General features: G+C 65.5%; 22 protein-coding genes and 1 other RNA gene. 17 read left to right on the forward strand and 6 right to left on the reverse strand.

Annotated features, from left to right (window positions below; all coding sequences use genetic code 11):
- Positions 1 to 27: 27 nt before the first annotated feature.
- The 3 genes from XH92_RS13370 to rnpB all read right to left on the reverse strand — a co-directional run bounded on the left by XH92_RS13370 (position 28) and on the right by rnpB (position 1402).
- Positions 28 to 549: a hypothetical protein gene (locus XH92_RS13370; protein ID WP_194459622.1), complete on the reverse strand. Its 522-nt coding sequence runs from the start codon at positions 547 to 549 to the stop codon at positions 28 to 30.
- Between the two features lie 157 nt (positions 550 to 706).
- Complete coding sequence (locus XH92_RS13375) at positions 707 to 886, reverse strand: hypothetical protein (RefSeq protein ID WP_194459623.1); 180 nt, start codon at positions 884 to 886, stop codon at positions 707 to 709.
- A gap of 101 nt (positions 887 to 987) precedes the next feature.
- An RNA gene (gene rnpB / locus XH92_RS13380) (RNase P RNA component class A) lies at positions 988 to 1402 on the reverse strand.
- 134 nt (positions 1403 to 1536) lie between these two features.
- On the opposite strand from rnpB, the gene XH92_RS13385 reads away from it, so the two are divergent.
- Together XH92_RS13385 and XH92_RS13390 are read left to right on the forward strand one after the other, a co-directional pair.
- Positions 1537 to 2436, forward strand: coding sequence for a LysR family transcriptional regulator (locus XH92_RS13385; RefSeq protein ID WP_194459624.1), 900 nt, complete (start codon positions 1537 to 1539; stop codon positions 2434 to 2436).
- A 106-nt stretch (positions 2437 to 2542) separates the two neighbouring features.
- Complete coding sequence (locus tag XH92_RS13390; RefSeq protein ID WP_194459625.1) at positions 2543 to 2977, forward strand: PAS domain-containing protein; 435 nt, start codon at positions 2543 to 2545, stop codon at positions 2975 to 2977.
- Between the two features lie 21 nt (positions 2978 to 2998).
- Here XH92_RS13390 and XH92_RS13395 read toward each other — a convergent pair whose 3' ends face one another.
- The gene (locus XH92_RS13395; RefSeq protein WP_194459626.1) at positions 2999 to 3178 is read right to left on the reverse strand and encodes a hypothetical protein; all 180 of its coding nucleotides are present in this window, start codon (positions 3176 to 3178) and stop codon (positions 2999 to 3001) included.
- A gap of 233 nt (positions 3179 to 3411) precedes the next feature.
- Here XH92_RS13395 and XH92_RS13400 point away from each other — a divergent pair, with 233 nt between their 5' ends.
- Together XH92_RS13400 and XH92_RS13405 are read left to right on the forward strand one after the other, a co-directional pair.
- Complete coding sequence (locus tag XH92_RS13400) at positions 3412 to 3768, forward strand: YciI family protein (protein ID WP_194459627.1); 357 nt, start codon at positions 3412 to 3414, stop codon at positions 3766 to 3768.
- A gap of 72 nt (positions 3769 to 3840) precedes the next feature.
- The gene (locus XH92_RS13405) at positions 3841 to 5076 is read left to right on the forward strand and encodes an RNA polymerase sigma factor (protein WP_194461246.1); all 1236 of its coding nucleotides are present in this window, start codon (positions 3841 to 3843) and stop codon (positions 5074 to 5076) included.
- 83 nt (positions 5077 to 5159) lie between these two features.
- Here the strand turns inward: XH92_RS13405 and XH92_RS13410 are convergent, their stop codons facing one another.
- Complete coding sequence (locus XH92_RS13410; RefSeq protein WP_194459628.1) at positions 5160 to 5384, reverse strand: hypothetical protein; 225 nt, start codon at positions 5382 to 5384, stop codon at positions 5160 to 5162.
- A gap of 107 nt (positions 5385 to 5491) precedes the next feature.
- Positions 5492 to 6364, reverse strand: a complete 873-nt coding sequence (locus XH92_RS13415; protein WP_194459629.1) for an N-acetylmuramoyl-L-alanine amidase — start codon at positions 6362 to 6364, stop codon at positions 5492 to 5494.
- 493 nt (positions 6365 to 6857) lie between these two features.
- Between XH92_RS13415 and rsmH the strand changes: the two genes are divergently transcribed.
- The 13 genes from rsmH (at position 6858) to XH92_RS13480 (ending at position 22749) form a co-directional block, all read left to right on the forward strand.
- On the forward strand, positions 6858 to 7853 hold the full coding sequence (gene rsmH / locus XH92_RS13420; protein ID WP_194459630.1) for a 16S rRNA (cytosine(1402)-N(4))-methyltransferase RsmH: 996 nt from the start codon (positions 6858 to 6860) through the stop codon (positions 7851 to 7853).
- Positions 7854 to 7855: 2 nt separating this feature from the next.
- Positions 7856 to 8305, forward strand: a complete 450-nt coding sequence (locus XH92_RS13425) for a hypothetical protein (RefSeq protein WP_194459631.1) — start codon at positions 7856 to 7858, stop codon at positions 8303 to 8305.
- Positions 8302 to 10074, forward strand: coding sequence for a peptidoglycan D,D-transpeptidase FtsI family protein (locus XH92_RS13430; protein WP_371818007.1), 1773 nt, complete (start codon positions 8302 to 8304; stop codon positions 10072 to 10074). The genes XH92_RS13425 and XH92_RS13430 overlap by 4 nt, the downstream gene beginning before the upstream one ends.
- 102 nt (positions 10075 to 10176) lie before the next feature.
- The gene (locus XH92_RS13435; RefSeq protein ID WP_194459632.1) at positions 10177 to 11646 is read left to right on the forward strand and encodes a UDP-N-acetylmuramoyl-L-alanyl-D-glutamate--2,6-diaminopimelate ligase; all 1470 of its coding nucleotides are present in this window, start codon (positions 10177 to 10179) and stop codon (positions 11644 to 11646) included.
- The gene (locus XH92_RS13440) at positions 11643 to 13076 is read left to right on the forward strand and encodes a UDP-N-acetylmuramoylalanyl-D-glutamyl-2,6-diaminopimelate--D-alanyl-D-alanine ligase (RefSeq protein WP_194459633.1); all 1434 of its coding nucleotides are present in this window, start codon (positions 11643 to 11645) and stop codon (positions 13074 to 13076) included. The genes XH92_RS13435 and XH92_RS13440 overlap by 4 nt, the downstream gene beginning before the upstream one ends.
- A 10-nt stretch (positions 13077 to 13086) precedes the next feature.
- A complete protein-coding gene (gene mraY, locus XH92_RS13445; RefSeq protein ID WP_194459634.1) occupies positions 13087 to 14193 on the forward strand; it encodes a phospho-N-acetylmuramoyl-pentapeptide-transferase in 1107 nt (368 codons plus the stop codon).
- A gap of 8 nt (positions 14194 to 14201) precedes the next feature.
- Positions 14202 to 15602: a UDP-N-acetylmuramoyl-L-alanine--D-glutamate ligase gene (gene murD / locus XH92_RS13450; protein WP_194459635.1), complete on the forward strand. Its 1401-nt coding sequence runs from the start codon at positions 14202 to 14204 to the stop codon at positions 15600 to 15602.
- Positions 15603 to 15747: 145 nt separating this feature from the next.
- Positions 15748 to 16314 (forward strand): DUF4291 domain-containing protein, encoded by a 567-nt coding sequence (locus XH92_RS13455; protein ID WP_194459636.1) that lies wholly within the window; start codon positions 15748 to 15750, stop codon positions 16312 to 16314.
- Positions 16315 to 16780: 466 nt separating this feature from the next.
- Complete coding sequence (gene ftsW / locus XH92_RS13460) at positions 16781 to 17932, forward strand: putative lipid II flippase FtsW (protein ID WP_194459637.1); 1152 nt, start codon at positions 16781 to 16783, stop codon at positions 17930 to 17932.
- 35 nt (positions 17933 to 17967) lie between these two features.
- Positions 17968 to 19068: an undecaprenyldiphospho-muramoylpentapeptide beta-N-acetylglucosaminyltransferase gene (murG, locus tag XH92_RS13465; protein WP_194459638.1), complete on the forward strand. Its 1101-nt coding sequence runs from the start codon at positions 17968 to 17970 to the stop codon at positions 19066 to 19068.
- A 102-nt stretch (positions 19069 to 19170) separates the two neighbouring features.
- Positions 19171 to 20574: a UDP-N-acetylmuramate--L-alanine ligase gene (gene murC / locus XH92_RS13470; RefSeq protein WP_194459639.1), complete on the forward strand. Its 1404-nt coding sequence runs from the start codon at positions 19171 to 19173 to the stop codon at positions 20572 to 20574.
- Positions 20575 to 20845: 271 nt separating this feature from the next.
- Positions 20846 to 21763: a UDP-N-acetylmuramate dehydrogenase gene (gene murB / locus XH92_RS13475; protein ID WP_194459640.1), complete on the forward strand. Its 918-nt coding sequence runs from the start codon at positions 20846 to 20848 to the stop codon at positions 21761 to 21763.
- Complete coding sequence (locus XH92_RS13480; RefSeq protein WP_194459641.1) at positions 21763 to 22749, forward strand: D-alanine--D-alanine ligase; 987 nt, start codon at positions 21763 to 21765, stop codon at positions 22747 to 22749. Before murB ends, XH92_RS13480 begins: the two co-directional genes overlap by 1 nt.
- Positions 22750 to 22764: the final 15 nt, after the last annotated feature.

The following is a 22764-nucleotide window of genomic DNA, read 5'->3' on the forward strand; positions in this document are numbered from 1 at the left end:
TAGAGGCGTTGGTTTGCCCGGGGTTATTCACCGCGCGTCGCGTATGGCCTGAGCGACTTTCGTTGCCTGCGACACTCGTCCGATCTTCGCGCCAGCAATGATCTTTTTTCGGCGTTCGCTTGGCTTCGACGCCATGCCTTCGCCCGCGGTGGCTCCGGCCGACGGACGGGTCGTGAAGTTCGCGGCCCGGTGCAGCGCGAGGGCCTTTCGAGCTGCTTCGACATGTGCCGTCCGGGCTGCCAAATTGTGCTGACGGCTGAGCTCGGTATTCACCCGCTTCAGCGCCGCCGCGAACACCTGCTTTCGCTCTGAGGCATGCGTGGCGGTTCCCGGAAAGCTTGCCCCGCGAGCCTCGGCCTTGCCGCGGCTCTCTCGCTGCTTCTGTCGGCCGACCGATCTTTCCTTGTCGCGCATCTTGCGCAAGCGGGGGCGCATGGCCTCAAGCTCAGCCACCTCGACGTCATAGATGGCGGGATGATGCGTCAGGTGGATTGCTTCATATTCTTCGTGGCTGAGGATGCTGCGCTCGAACTTGCAGGCGACCGACATGACCCATTCCTCCGTTTGATTGCTTGAATCTCGGGCAGAAGGAGACGTTCAGCTCCGGCGGATCATAGCGCCGACGCCGCTGGATTGCCAATCCGCAACTGTGCAATCTCGGATGGTGCCTCGATCGCTTTGCCATAGCGGCAAAGCACAGTGGTGCCTACTTGTCTGCGTCGTCGTCCTTGAGGCGAATTCCCTCGGCCCGCAGAGCGGTAAAGAGCGCCGCGATATCTTCCGACTCCATGCTATTGGGACATAAGCCGCTGAGCTGTTCCGTCGTGATCGTGCCGGTGCTTTTGGCGATATCTCGCGCCTTCGCCATGATCTTCTGAAGGTCCATCTGCGATCCTCCGCAAGGGGCACTCTAGCAAATGGGATGGATTCGTGGCGTCGGATATGGCGAGGGGCCCGGCGTGTTGCGCCGAGCCCCTCATACTCCAAGATATCAGCCGGCCTGTAAGCCGGGTTCTGTAGGGCACCATTCTTGCGAATGGTACGCGACGGCCATTCCTCTGGGACAAGGTTCGCACCTTGCCTCGAGCAACCTACCCGGACAGCGGGCCTGACATCGCCCTGCGGTGTTATCGCGCATGCGCGAACTAACCGCGTTGCCGTCCCTATTCGGTTTTGCTCCCGGTGTGGTTTGCCATGCCGTCTCCGTTGCCGGAAACGCGGTGCGCTCTTACCGCACCTTTTCACCCTTGCTTCCTCCGAGGAGGGAGCGGTTCGTTCTCTGTGGCACTTTCCCTGGGGTCACCCCCGCCGGATGTTATCCGGCACCGCATGTCGATGGAGCCCGGACTTTCCTCTCCCGCGGCCTTTCGGCACCAGCGGGAGCGGCCGTCCGGCCGACTGACGGCCTGTGCATGCGGGCTTTGCCCGCCCGCGTCAAGCGGTTGCGATGGTTAACCGGCCGCAGGCCCTCGATTTTGACATCCGCGAAGCAGGAGCCTTTGATATCGATTTAGTCGAACCAAGGTTGAGGCCACCATGGACACCGAACTGGCCCGGACGTTCCTGATGGTGGTGAGCACCGGCAACTTCATCACCGCGGCGGAACGGCTTCACGTCAGCCAGTCGACGGTCAGCACCCGCATTCACACCCTCGAGCAGCAACTCGGCTGCGTGCTGTTCGTGCGCAACAAGGCCGGCACCACGTTGACGCCGGCCGGGAAGCAGTTTCAGCGCCACGCCTCGGTGCTGGTCCGCACCGTCGAGCAGGCGCGCCACGATGTCGGGATCCCCAAGGGGTTTTCCGCGGCGCTGGTGGTCGGCGGACGCATCGGGCTTTGGGAAGAGTATCTGCTGCGCTGGTTGCCGCTGATGACGCGGGCGCATCCCGATATCTCGATCCGCGCCGAGAGCGCGCTCGAGCCCGAACTAATGCAGGGCCTGGTCGAGGGACGCATCGATATCGGCGTGATGTACACGCCGCAGAGCCGCCCCGGCCTCAAGGTCGAGCAGCTGTTCGAGGAGCAGCTCATCCTGGTGTCGACCGATCCGAAGAGCGCACCGGAGCCGGGGCAGGGCTATGTCTATGTCGATTGGGGACCGGAATTCTATGCGCGTCACGCGACGCTGTTTCCGAACTTCTCAGGCCCTGCGCTGACGGTGAACATCGGCTGGCTCGGATTGCAGCATATGTTGGAGAATGGCGGCTCCGGCTTCTTCGCGCGCCGGATCGTCGAGCCGCTGCTGAAGGCGCGGCGGCTGCACGCCGTCGCCGGCGCTCCCGCCTTTGCGATGCCGGCCTATGTCGCCTATCCGGCCGATCGCCAGGACGACCATCTGGCGCAGGCGATCGCGATCATGCATCGCCTCGCCGCAAACCAGATCCACGCCGCGACCGAGATCCCGCCGGCCAGGTCCGGCACGCGGCGTCGGCGCTGAACGCGGGTTGATATCGGCATCGCCGATCGGTTGCATCGGCATTCTTCGCTTGTCAGCGCGGACATCAGAGTCCAGAGCAGGATCGGGATCAGCAGGAGATCAGTCGATGGACATTGCGGCAGCCGTGGGAGATGCATTGCTCAACGGCGCGTCCGACGCGATCGTTGCGACCGACGCCGAAGGCCGCATTACCCTGTGGAATCCCGGCGCGGTGAGGGTGTTCGGTTTCACGTCCGAGGAAGCCGTCGGGCAATCGCTCGACCTGATCATTCCGGAAGCCTTGCGCGCGCGTCACTGGGCCGGGTTCCGGCACACGATGGCGACCGGGACCAGCCGTTACGGTCGGGGGAATTTGTTGTCGGTGCCCGCGCTGACAAGGAATGGCACGCGCATCTCCGTCGAATTCACCATCGTGATGCTGCATGACGCCGAGCATAAGGTCGCCGGCACCGTGGCGGTGATGCGCGACGTGACCAAGCGTTTCGAGGAGCTCAAGGACTTGCGGCGCCGCGCCGCGCAGCAGGGCGGAGCGTCCTCGTAAGGCTGCTCGTGGCAACGCCAGCTATTTTCCCGATCGCAGGCGGGTTTCCGCCAGTGCCGTCGCAAGACCGATGATCAGCATCGAGGCCACGATGTCGGCTTCCGCACCGAAGCCAAACGCTATTCCAGTCGCCGAGGCGACCGCCGCCAGTATCGCGAGGGTCAGCCCTTCATCGGCGATCAGCTGACGCAGCGCCTTCATGGCCAGTCCTCCTGATGTCCGATGTAAGCCTACGCGCTGCCATGAATTTAACAAACGAATAACATTGGCCGTTGATATCGAATTATCAGATATGAGCACCTGGCGGCTCCGCCCGCCTCCGGGCTGGAGATGCACTCACGCCGGCCAAAAATAATTTATCCTGACCCTGTCGTCCTGCATGCCGCCCGTTCGACTGGGTGTCGGCGATCCAGCCGATCAATAGGAGAGACGAGATGCAATATTTGCTGCTGATCTACCGGAGCGACGCACAATACGCCCACATGACCGCTGACGAGCGCAAGGCAGTGACGGCGGAGTACGGCGCCTACACCCAGTCGATCATCCAGAGCGGGCACTTCAAGGCCGGCGACGGGCTGCAGCCGGTGTCGACCGCAACCACGGTGCGGGTCCGTGACGGCAAGACGCTGACGACCGATGGACCGTTCGCGGAGACCCGCGAACAGCTCGGCGGCTATTATCTGGTCGAGGCCAAGGATCTCGACACCGCGCTCGGCCTCGCGGCGCGGATTCCCGGCGCCAAGACCGGCTCGATCGAAGTCAGGCCGGTGATGATCTACGACAACCCGTGATGACGCCATTGTCGCATCATGAATGCAGCGGCCGCGTCCTCTGGCGCGGCCGCTGAGCAACGATCGATGGCCATGACCCCGAGCCAGATCGAAAAAGTGTTTCGCGACGAGGCGGGCCGGGCGCTCGCCACGCTGATCCGGCTCGTCGGCGATTTCGATCTGGCCGAGGATGGGCTTCAGGATGCCTTTGCGGTCGCGCTGCAGCGCTGGCCGATCGGCGAGTTCCCCGCCAATCCGCGCGCCTGGCTGGTCAATGTCGGCCGCAACAAGGCGATCGACCGCGTCCGCCGCGCGGTTTCGTTTCGCGGCAAGCAGCAGGAATTGACGCATCAATTATTGTTGGACGCGGAGCCATCGCCCGAGCCGGCCGATGCGACGCTCGACGACGACATGCTGCGGCTGATCTTCACGTGCTGCCATCCGTCGTTTGCCGCCGAGGTCCAGGTTGCGCTGACCCTGCGCACGGTGTGCGGGCTGACGACGGCGCAGGTCGCGCGCGCGTTCCTGGCGACCGAGGACGCGATGGCGCAGCGCCTGTTGCGCGCCAAGCAGAAGATAAAGCTCGCCGGCATTCCCTATGAGGTGCCGGAGCGCGAGGCGCTGGAGCCACGCCTCACCGGCGTGCTCGCGGTGATCTATCTCGTCTTCACCGAAGGCTATGCCGCGACCGCCGGCGAGGATCTGATGCGGCCCGATCTTGCCCGCGAGGCGATCCGGCTGGCGCGGCTGCTCGATGGATTGATTCCGGCGCGCGGCGAGATCAAGGGCCTGCTGGCATTGATGCTGCTGCACGACGCGCGCCGTGCCGGCCGCCAGACCGCAGGCGGCGACATCGTGCTGCTCGAGGAGCAGGACCGTTCGCTGTGGGATATCAAGCAGATCGCCGAAGGCGTGAGGCTGGTCGAAGAGGCGCTGCAGATGCCCGGCCGGCCACAATCCTACGCGGTGCAGGCCGCGATCGCCGCGTTGCACGCCCGGGCGCCGAGCTACAAGGATACCGACTGGCCGCAGATCGCCGGTCTCTATGAAGTGCTGCTCCGCATCAGCCCGTCGCCGGTGATCGAACTCAATCACGCCGCCGCGGTATCGATGGTCGACGGCCCAGCGCGCGCGCTCGATCTGATCGACGCGCTGGACGCGCGCGGCAGCCTCAAGGGATACGACCAGCTGCCCGCGGTGCGGGCCGACCTGCTGCGCCGCCTCGGCCGCAAGGACGAAGCGCGTCAGGCCTACCTAGCCGCCACCGCCGCGACCCAACTCGAGCCGCTGCGGCGGCTTTACGCGCGCCGCATCGCCGAGATGGGGTGACATCACCTCATCTCGTGCGTGGCTCGTGAAGGCACGCCGTTGATATCAACGCTTGTCAGCGTGCCCTGCGGCGCCGAACGCGCTCAGTATCCCGTCTTGGCCTTGGCGCCGGTCGATTGCCCGGTCGTTGTTCCGCTCGACATGCCGGTCGTCGTGCCGGGCGCCATCGTCTTCTTCTGCGCGTGATGGACCTTGTGGGTCTTGTGGTGCGTCGACATGGACTTGTCTTGGGTCGACATCGCACCTGCGGCTACGGGAGCTGCGACGAGGCCAATGGCGACAGCTCCGGAGATGAGTGCTTTGAACATGGACGAATCTCCACTCAGACCGCCCCAAGTAAAAAGGCGGCTCACGACGAAAAGTTCCATTTTGCGCGCGCGCATTTGGCGCGCAATGACGGTGGAAAGACGGAGCCTTATTTCGCTTTCGCAGCGACTTGCGCTGCGGCGTCCGGCGGCAGGCTCTCGAGCAGCGCATGCAGCGTCGCCATGGTGGAGCGATCGGCGATCCCGTCGACGCGTTCGGGGCGGAAGTGACGCTGGAAAGCGGTGACGACCTCCATGGTCGGGCCGTCGAACTTGCCGTTGGTCGGGATGTTGTAGCCGTAGCGCCGGAACGCGGCCTGCATGCTGGAGACGGCATCGCTGATCGCACCGAGCTGCAGCGCGTCGCCGCGCACGATCGGCGCCGGCTGCACCCAGTGCCCGACGCCGGAATTGGCCAGCGAGTGCCAGGGGAATTTCTCGCCGGGATCCTTCTTGCGCCCCGGCGCCACGTCGGAATGGCCGAGCACGCGATGCGAGACCACCCTGCGGCGAAGCATGATGCCGCGGCACAGCGCGATGACCGCCGCGATCTGGCGCAGCGGGAAGTCGGGATAGCCCCAATCGTGGCCGCGATTGACGATCTCGACGCCGATCGAGCAGGAATTGATGTCGTCCTCGCCGGCCCAGGCGGAGACGCCGGCGTGCCAGGCGCGCTTGCTCTCGGGCACGCATTGCACGATGCGGCCGTCCTCGAGCACGATGTAATGCGCCGAGACTTCGGTGCCGGCGGTGCAGAGCTGGGTGATCGCGCCCTCGACATCGGGCATGCCGGTGTAGTGCAGCACGATCATGTCGGGCTGCCGGTTGCTGGCGCGGTCGCCGAAATTCATCGACGGGATCACGTCGGAGGCGATCGAGGAATCCGGCGTAAACGTCTTCACGTCGGCCACGCCCTTCGGAACAGGAAGGACGCGCTGACGCTTCGAATCAGCGTTGCCGGACGAGGACGAACCAGAAGCCATACGAATCACTCAATCCCAACCAGGAGAACGCATTTTGACATATGGATAAACAAATAGGCGTTTACTATTCCTTTACCGTGAGGGTCGCGCAATCGGCCTGCGGGTTCCATGATCTGCGCTTCGAGCCATGCAACGATATCCGGCGCGGGGGCCGAGGGTATCACTCGAATGCGGATCAAAGTCGCGCGATTCCGCTAACCGATCATCAACGTTTTCTTAACGTTAAGTGCCGTTACTGAGAGGTGAAGTGCCGAACCGGTTTCGGGGGACGGCCCAAGGACGCTGAGCCCCGCTGTTTGCGCGAAATCCCATGGAAACCCTCCCAATTCCGGTCGGATATCAGGATTTGCGGCCGAGGACGGGAGTTGGCGCTGGCATCACGCAGCGGCGTTGTCACCGGAATGGCCAGGCGAAGCGCGAGGATTCGAGACGCAATGGGTCGGCGCGCAGCCAGCTTGCATGCCAGTTACGCGACCCCTTCCGGGGGCGGCGCATGAGCGAGCGTGCCCCCCGTCACATTTCCGTGCTGGGCCGTGAGGCGGTCGCGTATCTCGATCCGCGCGCCGGCGGCATCTATGTCGACGCGACCTTCGGCGCCGGCGGCTACAGCCGCATGATTCTCGATGTCGCCGGTACGCGCGTCATCGGCATCGACCGCGACCGCACCGCGATCACAGGCGGCTTCGATCTGGTCGATGGCGCCGGCGGCCGGCTGACGCTGGTCGAGAGCCGCTTCTCCGATCTTGCCGAGGTCTGCGCATCGCAGGGCGTCGACAAGGTCGACGGCGTCGTGATGGATGTCGGCGTCTCCTCGATGCAGCTCGACCAGGCCGAGCGCGGCTTCTCGTTCCGCCTCGGTGGTCCGCTCGACATGCGGATGGCCCAGAGCGGCCCGACTGCGGCCGATGTGGTCGCAACGGCGTCCGAGAAGCAACTCGCCGACATCATCTATATCTTCGGCGAGGAGCGCCATTCGCGCGGCGTCGCCCGCGCCATCGTGGCCGCGCGCAAGGAGGCGCCGATCACGACGACCGAGGCGCTCGCCGACATCGTCGGCAAGGTCGTGCGCGCCAAGCCGAACGAGATCCATCCGGCGACCCGGACCTTTCAGGCACTGCGCATCTTCGTCAATGAAGAGCTCGATGAGCTGCATCGCGCGCTCGCGGCGGCCGAGCGCGTGCTGAAGCCGGGCGGCCGGCTCGCCGTGGTCTCGTTCCATTCGCTGGAAGACCGCATCGTCAAGAATTTCCTGAGCGAGCGCGGCAAGGTTTCCGGCGGCTCGCGGCATCTGCCTGAAGTTGCGCAATCCGCACCGAGTTTTCAGATCCTGACCAAGCGCCCGGTGACACCTGGCGAGGCCGAGATATCGGCGAATCCGCGCGCGCGGTCAGCCAAGCTGCGCGCGGCCGAACGCACTGCGGCGCCGGCGCATGCGGACGACGACCTGCCGTCCTGGCCGCGGCTCGCCGACCTGAAGCGGGGAGGCTGACGATGCGCCTCCTCCATCTCCTCGTCATCGGCATGCTGATCTTCGCTGCATCCTATGTCTACCGCATCAAGATGGAATCGACCGCGCGTGTCGAGCGCGTGTTGCAGCTCAACGCCGAGATCCGCGAGCAGCGCAATGCGATCGCCGCCTTGCGCGCCGAATGGGCCAAGCTCGATGCGCCGCTGCGGCTGCAGGGGCTTGCCGAACGTCATCTGCCGCTGAAGCCGATCAATGCCAACCAGTACGATGCCCTGAAGAACCTGCCGGAGCGGCCGCCGAGCTTCACGCGGCCCGGTTCGCGCGATCCGATCGGCGCGATGATCGACACCATCGAGGCTGCCGCCGCGCCCGACAGTACGACCGGATCGATTGACAAGCCGGCGACCGACCAGCCGGCCACCGACCAGCCCGCGCCCGAACCGTCCGAGCAGGGCGGGGGAGATCAGCAATGACGGGACCCGCCATGACCGATCCGGCACCCGCCAGCAAGCCGGCCGCGAAATCCGCCGAACCCTGGCGCACGCGCCTGATCCGCACGCTGCTGTACGGCAGCAATGTCGACCGTGCCGCGAAGGCGCGCGCGCGCGTCGGTCTTGCGATCCTCGCCTTCGCCGCGGTCTACTGCGTGCTGGCCGGACGCCTCGTGCTGTTCGCGGTCGGCGCCGACAGCCATGGCGCGCGGCGCACCGCCTCGCAGGACGCGATCGCAACCGCCAGGCCCGACATCACCGACCGTAACGGCGAGATTCTCGCGACCGACGTTAAGGCGCCGAGCCTGTTCGCCGAGCCGCGCCGGCTGATCGACAAGGACGAGGCGATCGAGCTTCTGACCGGGGCCTTGCCCGATCTCGACACCAGCGAGGTGCGTGACCGCCTGTCGTCGCGCAAGGGCTTCGTCTGGCTGAAGCGCGAGATCTCGCCGAAGCAGCAGAACGACATCCATCGCCTCGGCCTTCCCGGCGTCGGCTTCCTGCGCGAGAACAAGCGCGTCTATCCGACCGGCAACGAGGTCGCTCACCTGATCGGTCTCGTCAACATCGACAACCAGGGCATCGCCGGCATGGAGAAGTGGCTGGACAATAACGGTCTGGCCGATCTGCATCGCGCGGGCTTCGCCACCGACCGGCTGCAGAAGCCGGTGGAGCTGTCGATCGACCTGCGCGTCGAGCACGCGCTGCGCGACGAACTGATCAAGGCGAAGGAGAAGTTCAAGGCGAAGGCCGCCTCCGGCCTCGTGTCGAACGTGCGCACCGGCGAGATCGTGGCGATGGTGTCGCTGCCGGATTTCGACCCGAACAATCCGAAGGAGGCGCACGATCCCGATCGCATCAACCGCCTGACCACCGGCGTCTACGAGATGGGCTCGACCTTCAAGGCGTTCACGCTGGCGATGGCGCTGGACAGCGGCCGGTTCGATCTCAACTCGATGTGGGATGCGCGCGGCCCGCTGCACTACGGCAAGTTCGCGATCCATGACGATCACAACATGGGCCGCATGATCAACATGAAGGAGGTGTTCTACTATTCCTCCAACATCGGCGCCGGGCGCATTGCGCTCGCAATGGGTGTGGACGCGCACAAGGCCTTCCTGCGCAAGATGGGCCAGCTCGAGCGGCTGCGTACCGAACTGCCGGAGAGCGCCTCGCCGATCGTGCCGAAGAAGTGGGGCGAATTGAACACCGTCACCATCTCGTTCGGTCACGGCATCGCGGTGGCGCCGCTGCAGGCGGTGATGGGCATCGACGCGCTGGTCAATGGCGGCTACCTGATCCCGCCGACCTTCCTCAAGCGCACCGAGCAGGAAGCGATGGCGCTGGCCAAGCGCGTTATCAAGCCCGAGACCTCGGACAAGATGCGCTATCTGATGCGGCTCAACGCCGAGATCGGCACCGCCAAGAAGGCCGACGTCAAGGGCTATTATATCGGCGGCAAGACCGGCACCGCGGAGAAGGTGATCAACGGCCGCTACGCCAAGAAGCGCGTGCTGAACGCCTTCACCGCGATCCTGCCCGCCGACAATCCGAAATATCAGCTCTTGATCATGCTCGACGAGCCGCAGCCCCTGAAGGAGACCTATGGTTTCATCACCTCGGGCTGGAATGCGGTGCCGACCGGCGGCAACGTGATCGCCCGAATTGCGCCGCTTTTGGGCGTCGAGCCGCGATTCGACCTGCCGCCGTCCGACCGCCTTATTCTTGCGGCATCCAGAACAACCCAGTAAGGCGTATATTCACAGCATGATCCGGAAAGGTGTGAAGCGGCTTTCCGGCTAGATCATGCTCAAGCGAAGGCGCCAGAACGGCGCCGGCCAGACTGGAAGATCATGAGACTTCGCGACCTCTTCAGCGCCGATGCCACGATCGATCCAAGGATCGATCCGAGTGCCGATGAGATCGTCGTCGGCGGGCTTGCGGTCGACAGCCGCGCGGTGAAGCCGGGCGACCTGTTCTTTGCGCTGGCCGGCAGCAGGACCGACGGCGCGCGCTTCGTCGATGCGGCGATTGCCGCGGGCGCGGTGGCGGTCGCCAGCGACCATCTGCCGCAAGGTCACGCCCGCGTACCGTTCGTCATCACGCCGAATCCGCGCCGCGCGCTGGCGCTCGCCGCGGCTAAATTCTATCCGCGCCAGCCCGCAACGATCGCGGCGGTGACCGGCACCAGCGGCAAGACCTCGGTCGCGGCGTTCGCGCGCCAGATCTGGCAGCGGCTCGGTCACTCCTCGGCGAGCATCGGCACCATCGGTCTCGTCTCGGACAAGCGCACCGTCTACGGCTCGCTGACCACGCCCGATCCGATCGCGCTGCATCGCCAGCTCGACGAGATCGCGCGCGACGGCGTCACGCATCTGGCGTTCGAGGCGTCGTCGCATGGCCTCGACCAGTATCGGCTCGACGGCGTGCGCATCGAAGCCGGCGGCTTCACCAATCTGTCGCGCGACCACATGGATTATCATCCCGATGTCGCGCACTACCTCAATGCAAAACTCCGGCTGTTCCGCGATCTCATAGCAAACGGCGGCGCTGCCGTGATCTCGGCCGATCACGACTGCTCGACTGAAGTGATCGCCGCGGCGCGGGCGAAGGGCCTGCGCATCATCGCGGTTGGCCGCAACGCCGACGCTAGCGAGGGCATCAAGCTCTTGAACGCTGCGATCGAAGGTTTTGCCCAGAAGCTCATGATCGAACACCGCGGGCGCAAGCACGCGATCCGGCTGCCGCTGGTCGGCGAATTCCAGATCGAGAACGCGCTGGTCGCGGCGGGCCTTGCGATCGGCACCGGCAGCGCGGCCGATGACGTGTTCGGCACGCTCGAACATCTCGAGGGTGCCAAGGGCCGGCTCGAATTCGTCGGCGAGCACAATGGCGCGCCGATCTTCGTCGACTACGCCCACAAGCCCGATGCGCTCGCCAAGGCGCTGCAGGCGCTGCGGCCCTATGCGAAGCGCAGGCTGGTCGTGATCTTCGGCGCCGGCGGCGACCGCGACGCCGGCAAGCGTCCGATCATGGGCGCGATCGCCGCCGAGAATGCCGATCAAATCATCGTCACCGACGACAATCCGCGCAGCGAGAAGCCCGAGGCGATCCGCGCCGCGATCATGGCGACCGCAAAGGGCGCGCGCGAGATCGGCGACCGCGCCGCGGCGATCCGCGCCGGAATTGCCGGCCTCGAGCCGGGCGATGCGCTGGTCGTGGCCGGCAAGGGCCACGAGGTCGGGCAGATCGTCGGCGGCACGACGCTACCGTTCAGCGATCATGAAGCGGTCGCGAATGCATTGGCCGAGGAGGGCGCATGAGCACGGTGTTGTGGACCTCGGATGCGATGGCGACGGCAATGCGCGCCGCCACGCAAGGCGCATTGCCGAACGGGATCACTGGTCTCTCGATCGACAGCCGCACCATCGCGCCAGGCGATGCGTATTTTGCGATCAAGGGCGACGTCCATGACGGCCACGCCTTCGTCGAGGCGGCGCTGAAAGCCGGCGCCGGGCTCGCCGTGGTCGAGACAGCGCAGCGCGAAAAGTTTCCCGCCGATGCACCGCTGCTCGTGGTCGACGACGTGCTCGCCGGCCTCGTCGAGCTCGCGCATGCCTCGCGCGCGCGGCTTAACGCGCAGATCATCGCGGTGACGGGTTCGGTCGGCAAGACCTCGACCAAAGAGGCGCTGCGCCGCGTGCTGTCGGCGCAGGGCGAGACCCACGCCTCGGTCGCCTCGTTCAACAATCACTGGGGCGTGCCGCTCTCGCTGGCGCGCTGCCCGGCGAGCGCGCGCTTTGCGGTGTTCGAGATCGGCATGAACCATGCCGGCGAGATCACGCCGCTGGTCAAGATGGTGCGGCCGCACGTCGCAATCGTCACCACGATCGAGCCGGTGCATCTGGAATTCTTTGCTGGGCTCCAGGCGATCGCCGACGCCAAGGCGGAGATCTTTTCAGGCGTCGAGCCCGGCGGCGCGGTCGTGCTCAACCGCGACAACGGGCAATTCGCGCGGCTGCAAAAGCAGGCGAAGAAGGCCGGCATCTCGCGCATCGTCTCGTTCGGCATCGACAAGCGCGCCGAGGCGCGGCTGATCGACCTCTCGCTGCACGCGACCTGCTCGGCGGTGCATGCCGATATTCTCGACCACGACATCACCTACAAGATCGGCATGCCGGGCCAGCACATGGCGATGAACTCGCTCGCGGTGCTCGCGGGCGCCTCGCTGCTCGGCGCCGATATCGCGCGCGCGGCGCTGTCGCTGTCGCAGCTCGAGGCGCCGACCGGCCGCGGTCTTCGCCGCACGCTCGAGGTCGGCCATGGCGAGGCGACGCTGATCGACGAGAGCTACAACGCCAACCCGGCTTCGATGGGTGCCGCGCTCAACGTGCTCGGCCAGGCCCAGACCGGCCCGCATGGCCGCCGCATTGCGGTGCTCGGCGACATGCTCGAACTCGGGCCGACCGGGCCCGATCTGCACCGCGGCCTCAACGAGGCCGTGACCGCCAACCGCATCGACCTCGTATATTGTTGTGGTCCGCTGATGCGGAATCTGTGGGACGCCCTTTCCACCGGCAAGCGGGGAGGCTATGCCGAGAGCTCGGCGGCGCTCGAAGCGCAGGCGGTCGCCGTGGTCCGTGCCGGTGACGTGATCATGGTGAAGGGCTCGCTGGGATCGAAGATGAAGCTCATTGTCAGCGCGCTGGAAAAACGCTTCCCCGACAAGGCCGCGCACGAAGAAGCGGTATAGGACCCTTTGAATGTTCTACTGGTTGATCGAACTGTCCAACACCGTTCCGGGGTTTGGGGCATTCCGCAGCGCCCTGAACGTGTTCCGCTACATCACCTTCCGCACCGGCGGCGCGATGGTGACCGGCGCGCTGTTCGTGTTCCTGTTCGGGCCCTGGATCATCGATCACTTGAGGCTGCGGCAGGGCAAGGGCCAGCCGATCCGCGCCGATGGTCCGCAGTCGCATCTGATCTCCAAGAAGGGCACGCCCACCATGGGCGGGTTGATGATCCTGTCCGGACTCGTGGTGTCGACGCTGCTCTGGGCCAACCCGCTCAATCCCTATGTCTGGATCGTGCTGGCGGTGACGCTCGGCTTCGGCTTCGTCGGCTTCTATGACGATTATTTGAAGGTGACGAAGCAGTCGCACAGCGGCTTCGCCGGCAAGCTGCGGCTGCTGATCGAGGCGGTGATCGGGCTTGCCGCCTGCTACGCGCTGGTCCGGCTCGGGCGCGACGTATCCTCGACCTCGCTCGTGATTCCGTTCTTCAAGGACCTCGTGATCAACTTCGGCTGGTTCTTCGTGATCTTCGGCGCCTTCGTGATGGTCGGCGCCGGCAACGCGGTCAACCTGACCGACGGCCTCGACGGTCTTGCCATCGTGCCGGTGATGATCGCCGCCGCGAGCTTCGGCATGATCTCGTATCTGACCGGCAACGCGGTGTTCTCGGATTATCTGCAGATCAATTACGTCGCCGGCACCGGCGAACTGGCGGTGCTGTGCGGCGCGGTGCTTGGCGCGGGCCTGGGCTTTCTCTGGTTCAACGCGCCGCCTGCCTCGATCTTCATGGGTGATACCGGCTCGCTCGCGCTCGGCGGCATGCTCGGGGCCACCGCGGTTGCGGTGAAGCACGAGATCGTGCTGGCCGTGATCGGCGGCCTGTTCGTGCTGGAGGCGGTCTCGGTCATCGTCCAGGTCACCTCGTTCAAGCTCACCGGCAAGCGCGTGTTCCGGATGGCGCCGCTGCACCATCATTTCGAGCAGAAAGGCTGGACCGAGCCGCAGATCGTGATCCGGTTCTGGATCATCTCGGTGATGCTGGCGCTCGCCGGCCTCTCCACCCTCAAGCTGCGCTGAGCGCCGCCATGATCCCGGTCACCTCCTTCTCGGGCAAGACGGTCGCAGTGTTCGGGCTCGGCGGCTCCGGGCTCGCGAGCTGCCATGCGCTGAAAGCCGGCGGTGCGGAGGTGATCGCGGCCGACGACAACGCCGACAACGTCGCCAAGGCGGCGCAGGCGGGCTTCACCACTGCTGATCTCCGCACCGTGTCGTGGGCGAATTTCGCCGCACTGATCCTGACCCCCGGCGCGCCGCTGACCCATCCGGCGCCGCACTGGAGCGTGCTGAAGGCGCGCGAGGCGGGCTGCGAGGTGATCGGCGACGTCGAATTGTTCTGTCGCGAGCGGCGCCGTCACGCGCCGAACGCGCCATTCGTCGCCATCACCGGCACCAACGGCAAGTCGACCACCACGGCGCTGATCGCGCATCTGATGAAGGTTGCCGGTTACGACACCCAGATGGGCGGCAATATCGGCACCGCGATCCTGTCGCTCGAGCCGCCGCGCATGGGTCGTGTCCATGTGATCGAGATGTCGTCCTACCAGATCGACCTCGCACCGTCGCTCGATCCGTCGGTCGGCATCCTGATCAACATCAGCGAGGACCACATCGATCGCCACGGCACGCTGGCGCATTACGCTGCGGTCAAGGAGCGGCTGGTCGCCGGCGTCCAGGCCGGCGGCACCGCGATCGTGGGTGTCGATGACGGCTGGTGCCGCGACATCGCCGACCGGCTGGATCGCGCCGGCAAGCGCGTGGTGCGCATCTCCGTGAAGAACCCGCTGCCCGACGGCCTCTATGTCGAGCACGAGACCATCGTGCGCGCCCAGGGCGCGGCGCGCAGCGAGGTCGCGCGTCTCGGCGGCATCGGCTCGCTGCGCGGCCTGCACAATGCGCAGAACGCCGCCTGCGCCTCGGCCTGTACGCTCGCGATGGGGATCGCGACCGACGTGCTGCAGAACGGGCTGCGCAGCTTCCCGGGTCTGGCGCATCGCATGGAGCAGGTCGGCCGCCGCGGCAATGTGCTGTTCGTCAACGACTCCAAGGGCACCAACGCCGATGCCGCCGCGCATGCGCTGTCGTCGTTCGCCGACATCTACTGGATCGCCGGCGGCAAGCCGAAGGCCGGCGGCATCACCAGCCTGACTGGCTATTTCCCGCGCATCCGCAAGGCCTATCTGATCGGCGAGGCGGCGGCCGAGTTCTCCGGCACGCTCGGCGACCGCGTTCCGCACGAGACGTCCGGCACGCTCGACGTCGCGATCGCCAGCGCCGCGCGCGATGCGGAGGCGTCGGGTTTGGCCGAGGCCGTCGTGCTGCTGTCGCCGGCCTGCGCCTCGTTCGACCAGTACCGCAATTTCGAAATCCGCGGCACCGCCTTCCGCGACATCGTCCAGGCACTGCCCGGCGTCAAGCCGGTGGTGTGAGGTCTGTAGGGCGGATTAGCGTGAGCGTAATCCGCCATTGGTGCCGCAAGCTGAGTGGCGGATTACGCCTTCGGCTAATCCGCCCTACGAACTGCCGCGGCGCTCCGAATTGCCGTATGCCGCGCCGGGACGTAAGTTGCGGGTCATGAATGACATCCCGCAGCACCAGATTCGTGCCGTCTACGACGAGCACACGATCCGTATCTATCAGGCTTACAACAATGAGATCGCCGACGCTGCCTTGGCCGCCGGCGCGTTCGTCTCGCCGCCCTTCAGCATGACGCGAATGACATGGATCAAGCCGTCATTTCTATGGATGATGTATCGCGCCGGATGGGGCTTCAAGGACGCCGGGCAAAACCGGATTCTTGCGATCGACATCACGCGCGAGGGCTTTGAGTGGGCGTTGGCGCATAGCTGTCCAAGTCATCCCGATCCAGCGATGAGCAAGGATGATTGGGAAAAGCTAAAGGCCAATTCGCCTGTGCGAATTCAATGGGACCCGGAACGCGATCTGCATCTTCAGCCGCTGCCGCATCGTGCTATCCAGATTGGGATCGGCGGCGAAGCGGTGCAGCGCTATGTCGGCCAGTGGATTCGAAAGATTACAGACGTGACCGAACTCGCGCACACAATTCACGACCTGGTCGAGCGCGGCCGGCTCGATCAGGCACAGGCCGCGCTGCCCATCGAGCATGCCTACGTTAAGTAGGACGGGTTAGCGCACACCGAACAAGCTGTTTGACAGCTTGAATCGAGAATCATCGTCATCGTCGTCCCGGCGAAGGCCGAGACCCATAGCCACCGCTGCAAATGGTTGCGTGACGCTGGAACGACGAGTCCCGTTCACAACGTCCGCCGCGGCGTATGGGTCCCAACCTTCGCCGGGACGACTTGGGGATACAGGCTGCGCCGCGCAATCGGTGTCGTCCTGGCGAAGGTCGGGACCCATTACCCCGAATCTCAATTGTTGTGCCACGCTGGGGTCGCGATCCCGTTCACAACCAAAGGCGGTGGTTATGGGCCCTGGCTTTCGCCAGGACGACGGTTGTGTGTGACGACACCGAACGTGTCGCGAGCCATCAAATGACCTCCCTCAAAAGTTACCCATCCCGTTAACCCCTTGGAAACCATCCTGCGCCACGAATGGACGTTATCTCTGCCATCTGGGGACGCCCATGCTCGCCCGTGACCAACGCACCCCGTTCTCGGACTGGTGGTGGACCGTCGACAAGTTACTGCTTGTCGCGATCGCCGCGTTGATGCTGGCCGGCGTTATCCTGTCGCTGGCGGCGAGCCCGCCGGTCGCGACCCGGATCGGGCTCGACCCGTTCCACTTCTTCAACCGCCACGTCATGTTCCTGGTGCCGTCGCTGATCGTGCTGATCGGGGTGTCTTTCATGACGCCGCGGCAGATCCGGCGCACCGCGCTGATCGTGTTCGCGGTGGCGATCGCGCTGATCGTGCTCACGCTCTTGATCGGGCCCGAGGTCAAGGGCTCGCGGCGCTGGATCACGCTGCTCGGCGTCAACATCCAGGCTTCCGAGGCCGCCAAGCCCGCCTTCGTGATCGTCGCGGCCTGGCTGTTTGCGGAATCGACCAAGCGGCCGGAGATGCCGGCGACCTCGATGGCGCTGGTGCTGCTGATGACGTTGGTCACGCTGCTGGTGATGGAGCCCGACTTCGGCCAGACCATGCTGATCCTCACCGTGTGGGGCGCGCTGTTCTTCATCGCCGGCATGCGGATGATCTGGGTGTTCGGGCTGGCCGGCGCGGCGGGCGCGGGCCTGTTCGGCGCCTATCTGCTGGTGCCGCACGTCGCCGGCCGCATCAAGCGCTTCATGAACCCGGCCTCCGGCGACACCTTCCAGGTCGACACCGCGATGGAGGCGTTCTGGAACGGCGGCTGGTTCGGTCTCGGACCCGGTGAGGGAATTGCAAAACGCAGCCTGCCGGACAGCCACACCGATTTCGTGTTCGCAGTCGCCGCGGAAGAATTCGGCATCATCCTCTGCCTGATGCTGGTCGCGCTGTTCGGCTTCATCGTGATCCGCACGCTGACGCGAGCCTATGCCACCGAGGACATGTTCTCGCGCTTTGCTGCCTCGGGGCTTGCGATCCTGTTCGGCGTGCAGGCGACCATCAACATGGCGGTCAATCTGCAACTGATCCCGGCCAAGGGCATGACGCTGCCGTTCATCTCCTATGGCGGCTCCTCGTTCGTGTCACTCGCTTATGGCGTCGGCATGATGCTGGCGCTGACGCGGCAGCGGCCGCGTACCGAGATCGAATCGATGGAAGGCGCCAGCGCTCAGCGCGCCTACGCGTAGGTGACTGTAAAGGCCGTGTCGGTTATCTGAAAGTCATGGACAACGCGCCCCTGATTCTGCTGGCGGCCGGTGGCACCGGCGGCCATCTTTTCCCGGCCGAAGCGCTTGCCGTGGAACTGATCAGGCGTGGCCTGCGGGTACGGCTTGCGACCGACGGCCGCGCGCTGCGCTACTCCGGCCTGTTCGGCCGGGAGAGCATCGAGCTCGTGCCGAGCGCGACCGTGCGTAGTCGCAACCCGATCTCGCTGGCACGCACCGTGCTGATGCTCGGCTATGGCACGCTGGTCGCCGCCAATGTGGTGCGCCGGCTGAAGCCGTCGGCGGTCGTCGGCTTCGGCGGTTACCCGACCTTGCCGCCGCTGATGGCGGCGCGGATGCTCGGCGTCCCCGGCATCATCCACGACGCCAATGCGGTGCTCGGCCGCGCCAACCGCTTCCTCTCCAGCCGCGTCAACGCGATCGCGACCTCGCTGCCCGGGGTGCTCGATCGCGATCCCGCGCTCGCCGGCAAGGCAACCACCGTCGGCACGCCGATGCGCCCGGCCATCCTTGCGGCCGCCGCGGTGAAATACACGCCGCCCGAGGTGGACGGGCCGCTCCGACTGCTTGTCGTCGGTGGCAGCCAGGGCGCGCGGGTGATGAGCGACATCGTGCCGCCGGCGATCGAAAAGCTCGCGCCCGAGCTGTGGAGCCGGCTGATCGTCACCCAGCAGGTGCGCGAAGAGGACATGAATCGGGTGCGTGCGGTCTATGACCGGCTCAAGATCAATGCCGAACTCGCGCCGTTCTTTGCCGACCTGCCGGCGCGCCTGGCCTCGAGCCAGCTCGTGATCTCGCGCTCCGGCGCCGGCACGGTGGCCGAGCTCGCCGCGATCGGCCGGCCCTCGATCCTGGTGCCGCTGCCGGGCGCGATCGACCAGGACCAGTTCGCCAATGCCGGCGTGCTGTCGCAGGCGAACGGCGCGCTGCGCATCACGCAGAGCGATTTCACGCCGGAACGGCTCGCCGCCGAAATCTCGGCCTTCGCCGCCGAGCCCTCGAGGTTGACCGCGATGGCTGCGGCCGCGCGCAGTGTCGGCCGGCTCGATGCCGCCGAGCGGCTGGCCGATCTGGTGGCAAAAGTGGCAGGAATTTAGGCGTTCGCGAGGAATTTTCGGCCATGGGGCGTTATGGCCGGGCTTGTCTCGGCTACCCGCGTCTTTCATAAGTCGATCGGACACAATGAGGCTAGCACCATCATGAGACTGCCGCGCGAGATCGGACCCATTCACTTCGTCGGGATCGGCGGCATCGGCATGAGCGGCATCGCCGAGGTGTTGATCAATCTCGGTTACACCGTGCAGGGCTCCGACGCGTCCGACAATTACAACCTCGACCGGCTGCGCAAGAAGGGCGCCAAGATCTCGGTCGGCCACACCGCCGAGAATGTCGATGGCGCCGATGTCGTCGTGGTCTCGACCGCGATCAAGCGCGACAATCCCGAGCTGATGGCGGCGCGCGCACGGCGCATTCCCGTGGTGCGGCGCGCCGAGATGCTGGCGGAATTGATGCGGCTGAAAAGCTGCGTCGCGATCGCCGGCACCCATGGCAAGACCACCACGACCACGATGGTGGCGACCTTGCTCGACGCCGGCGGGCTCGATCCGACCGTGATCAACGGCGGCATCATCAATGCCTATGGCTCCAACGCGCGGCTCGGGGCCGGCGACTGGATGGTGGTCGAGGCCGACGAGAGCGACGGCACCTTCCTGAAGCTGCCGTCCGATGTCGTCATCGTCACCAATATCGACCCTGAACATCTCGATCACTTCAAGACCTTCGAGGCGATCCAGGACGCGTTCCGCAATTTCGTCGAGAACGTGCCGTTCTACGGCTTTGCCGTGATGTGCACCGATCATCCTGTGGTGCAAAGCCTGGTCGGCAAGATCGAGGATCGCCGCATCACCACGTACGGCCAGAACCCGCAGGCCGATGCGCAGCTGCTGAATCTGACGCCGATGGGCGGCGGCTCGAAATTCACCGTCGCGATCCGCGATCGCAAGACCGGTACGACGCACGAGATCGCTGACATCACGCTGCCGATGCCGGGGCGCCACAACGCATCCAATGCGACGGCGGCGATCGCAGTTGCGCATCAGCTCGGCGTGTCCGACGACGTGATCCGCCAGGCCATGGCCGGCTTCGGCGGCGTGAAGCGGCGTTTCACCAAGACCGGCGAGACCAACGGCATCACCGTGATCGACGATTACGGTCATCACCCGGTCGAGATCGCGGCGGTGCTGAAGGCGGCGCGGGAATCGACCAACGGCAAGATCATCGCCGTGGTGCAGCCGCATCGCTACACGCGCTTGCAATCCTTGTTCGAGGAATTCTGCACCTGCTTCAACGATGCCGACGCGGTCGTGGTTGCCGAAGTGTATCCGGCCGGCGAGACGCCGATCGCAGGCATCGACCGCGACCATTTCGCCGCCGGCCTGCGCGCCCACGGCCATCGCAACGTCGTCCCGCTGCCGAACGCGGGCGAGCTCGCCAAGATCGTTCACGGCCTTGCCAAGTCCGGCGACCTCGTCGTCTGCCTCGGTGCCGGCAACATCACGCAATGGGCGTACGCGCTGCCCGGTGAATTGAAGGCGCTGGGGTGATGATGTTCGTTGCTCGTCACGAATACCGCCCGTGCGGCTCACCCCTCTCCCTAACCCTCCCCCGCAAGGGGGGAGGGAACCCGTCCGCCCGTGCCTCCCTGACTTCTGCGATGAGGCAGAACGCGATTGTGACGCGCTGTGAGGTGAGCACGCTCGTCAGGCTCCCTCCCCCCTTGCGGGGGAGGGTTGGGGAGAGGGGTAAGCCCCGGGCGCTGACGACAGCTGCAACGCGGCATCATCTCAATCCAGCTCGTGAGTCGATTGCCGCAGCATGACCTTCCCCGACATCACGCCCGACCTGAAAGCCGCGATGCCGGAGCTGCGCGGGCGGCTGCTGGCGAACCAGCGGCTTGCCGAGCTGACCTGGTTTCGCGTCGGCGGTCCGGCGCAGGTGCTGTTCACGCCGGCCGATGAGGATGATCTCGCCTACTTCCTGAAGCGCCTGCCGCAAGAGCTGCCGGTCTATGTCGTTGGCGTCGGCTCCAACCTGATCGTGCGCGACGGCGGCATGCCTGGCGTGGTGATCCGGCTCGCGCCGCGTGCGTTCGGCGAGACCAGCGCGGTCGGTGATGTCGTCACCGCCGGCGCCGCGGCGCTCGACAAGCGCGTCGCCGAGACGGCGGCGGCGGCTGATATCGGCGGCATGGAATTTTTCTTCGGCATTCCCGGCACCGTCGGCGGCGCGCTGCGCATGAACGCCGGCGCCAATGGCGGCGAGACCAAGGACGTGCTGATCGAGGCGACCGGCATCGGCCGCGACGGCACAAAACACACGTTCGGCAATGCCGACATGAAGTTCGTCTATCGCAACAGCGGTATCGATCCGTCCATCGTATTCACCTCGGCGCGCTTCCGCGGCAGGATCACCAATGCGGATGCGATCCGCGCTCGCATGAACGAGGTGCAGACCCATCGCGAGACCGCGCAGCCGATCCGCGAAAAGACCGGGGGTTCGACCTTCAAGAATCCACCCGGCAACAGCGCCTGGAAATTGATCGACGCAGCCGGCTGCCGCGGCCTCAAGGTCGGCGGCGCGCAGGTCTCGGAGATGCACTGCAATTTCCTGATCAACACTGGCAACGCCACCGGGCATGACATCGAAACCCTCGGCGAGACGGTGCGTGAACGGGTCAGGCAGACCAGCGGAATTGAGCTGCACTGGGAAATCAAGCGGATCGGGAAAAGCTGATGCAGGTGACCATTCTGTTCGGCGGCACCAACAAGGAGCGGCTGGTCTCGGTGGCGAGCGCGCAGGCGCTGCACCGTGCGCTGCCCGACGCGGAGCTGTGGTTCTGGGACGTCGACGACACCGTGCATCCGGTAACGTCTGAACAGCTGCTCGGCCACACGCGGCCCTTCGAGGTTGATTTCAAGCCCGATGGTCGCGGCGTCGCGCTCGATCAGGCACTCGACAAAGCAGGCTCCGAGCAGCGCGTGCTGGTGCTCGGCCTGCACGGTGGCCGCGCCGAGAACGGTGAGTTGCAGGCGATGTGCGAGATGCGCGGCGTCGCGTTCACCGGCTCCGGTTCGGCGTCGTCGCATCTGGCGTTCGACAAGCCGTCGGCGAAGCGCTTCGCCGCGATCGCAGGCCTCAACGCGCCGCAGGGCATCACCGTCGACGAGATCGACGATGCGTTCGCGAAACACGGCAGGCTGATCGCAAAGCCTGCCAAGGATGGATCGAGCTACGGGCTGATCTTCGTCAACGCCAAGCAGGACCTCGTCGCGGTCCGCAATGCCGCCAGGCACGAAGACTATCTGATCGAGCCGTTCGTATCCGGCGTGGAGGCGACCTGCGGCGTGCTCGAGCAATCCGACGGCAAGGTGTTCGCGCTGCCGCCGATCGAGATCGTGCCGGCGGAGGGGGGCTTCGACTACACAGCCAAATACCTTTTGAAGTCGACCCAGGAGATTTGCCCCGGCCGCTTTGTGCCCGAGGTCAGCGCCGCGATCATGGATCATGCGTTGCGGGCGCACCGCGCATTGTCCTGCGCCGGCTACTCGCGCAGCGATTTCATCGTCTCGCCGAACGGGCCGGTCTACCTCGAGACCAACACGCTGCCCGGCCTCACCGCGGCATCACTTTACCCTAAGGCCTTGAAAGCACAGGGTATCGGCTTTGCCGACTTCCTCAACGACCAGATCGAGCTCGGCCGCCGCCGCGTCAGGAGTTAAGGCCGAACGGGTGGG

This window comes from Bradyrhizobium sp. CCBAU 53421 (assembly GCF_015291625.1).
GTDB lineage: Bacteria > Pseudomonadota > Alphaproteobacteria > Rhizobiales > Xanthobacteraceae > Bradyrhizobium.

Coding starts and splice junctions, on each gene's coding strand:
- murC (WP_194459639.1), top strand. CDS start 19,171: ATGAGACTGCCGCGCGAGATCGGACCCATTCACTTCGTCGGGATCGGC.
- XH92_RS13435 (WP_194459632.1), top strand. CDS start 10,177: ATGAGACTTCGCGACCTCTTCAGCGCCGATGCCACGATCGATCCAAGG.
- XH92_RS13425 (WP_194459631.1), top strand. CDS start 7,856: ATGCGCCTCCTCCATCTCCTCGTCATCGGCATGCTGATCTTCGCTGCA.
- XH92_RS13400 (WP_194459627.1), top strand. CDS start 3,412: ATGCAATATTTGCTGCTGATCTACCGGAGCGACGCACAATACGCCCAC.
- XH92_RS13395 (WP_194459626.1), bottom strand. CDS start 3,178: ATGAAGGCGCTGCGTCAGCTGATCGCCGATGAAGGGCTGACCCTCGCG.
- XH92_RS13440 (WP_194459633.1), top strand. CDS start 11,643: ATGAGCACGGTGTTGTGGACCTCGGATGCGATGGCGACGGCAATGCGC.
- ftsW (WP_194459637.1), top strand. CDS start 16,781: ATGCTCGCCCGTGACCAACGCACCCCGTTCTCGGACTGGTGGTGGACC.
- XH92_RS13405 (WP_194461246.1), top strand. CDS start 3,841: ATGACCCCGAGCCAGATCGAAAAAGTGTTTCGCGACGAGGCGGGCCGG.
- rsmH (WP_194459630.1), top strand. CDS start 6,858: ATGAGCGAGCGTGCCCCCCGTCACATTTCCGTGCTGGGCCGTGAGGCG.
- XH92_RS13430 (WP_371818007.1), top strand. CDS start 8,302: ATGACGGGACCCGCCATGACCGATCCGGCACCCGCCAGCAAGCCGGCC.
- murB (WP_194459640.1), top strand. CDS start 20,846: ATGACCTTCCCCGACATCACGCCCGACCTGAAAGCCGCGATGCCGGAG.
- XH92_RS13415 (WP_194459629.1), bottom strand. CDS start 6,364: ATGGCTTCTGGTTCGTCCTCGTCCGGCAACGCTGATTCGAAGCGTCAG.
- XH92_RS13455 (WP_194459636.1), top strand. CDS start 15,748: ATGAATGACATCCCGCAGCACCAGATTCGTGCCGTCTACGACGAGCAC.
- murD (WP_194459635.1), top strand. CDS start 14,202: ATGATCCCGGTCACCTCCTTCTCGGGCAAGACGGTCGCAGTGTTCGGG.
- XH92_RS13370 (WP_194459622.1), bottom strand. CDS start 549: ATGTCGGTCGCCTGCAAGTTCGAGCGCAGCATCCTCAGCCACGAAGAA.
- XH92_RS13390 (WP_194459625.1), top strand. CDS start 2,543: ATGGACATTGCGGCAGCCGTGGGAGATGCATTGCTCAACGGCGCGTCC.
- mraY (WP_194459634.1), top strand. CDS start 13,087: ATGTTCTACTGGTTGATCGAACTGTCCAACACCGTTCCGGGGTTTGGG.
- XH92_RS13375 (WP_194459623.1), bottom strand. CDS start 886: ATGGACCTTCAGAAGATCATGGCGAAGGCGCGAGATATCGCCAAAAGC.
- murG (WP_194459638.1), top strand. CDS start 17,968: ATGGACAACGCGCCCCTGATTCTGCTGGCGGCCGGTGGCACCGGCGGC.
- XH92_RS13480 (WP_194459641.1), top strand. CDS start 21,763: ATGCAGGTGACCATTCTGTTCGGCGGCACCAACAAGGAGCGGCTGGTC.
- XH92_RS13385 (WP_194459624.1), top strand. CDS start 1,537: ATGGACACCGAACTGGCCCGGACGTTCCTGATGGTGGTGAGCACCGGC.
- XH92_RS13410 (WP_194459628.1), bottom strand. CDS start 5,384: ATGTTCAAAGCACTCATCTCCGGAGCTGTCGCCATTGGCCTCGTCGCA.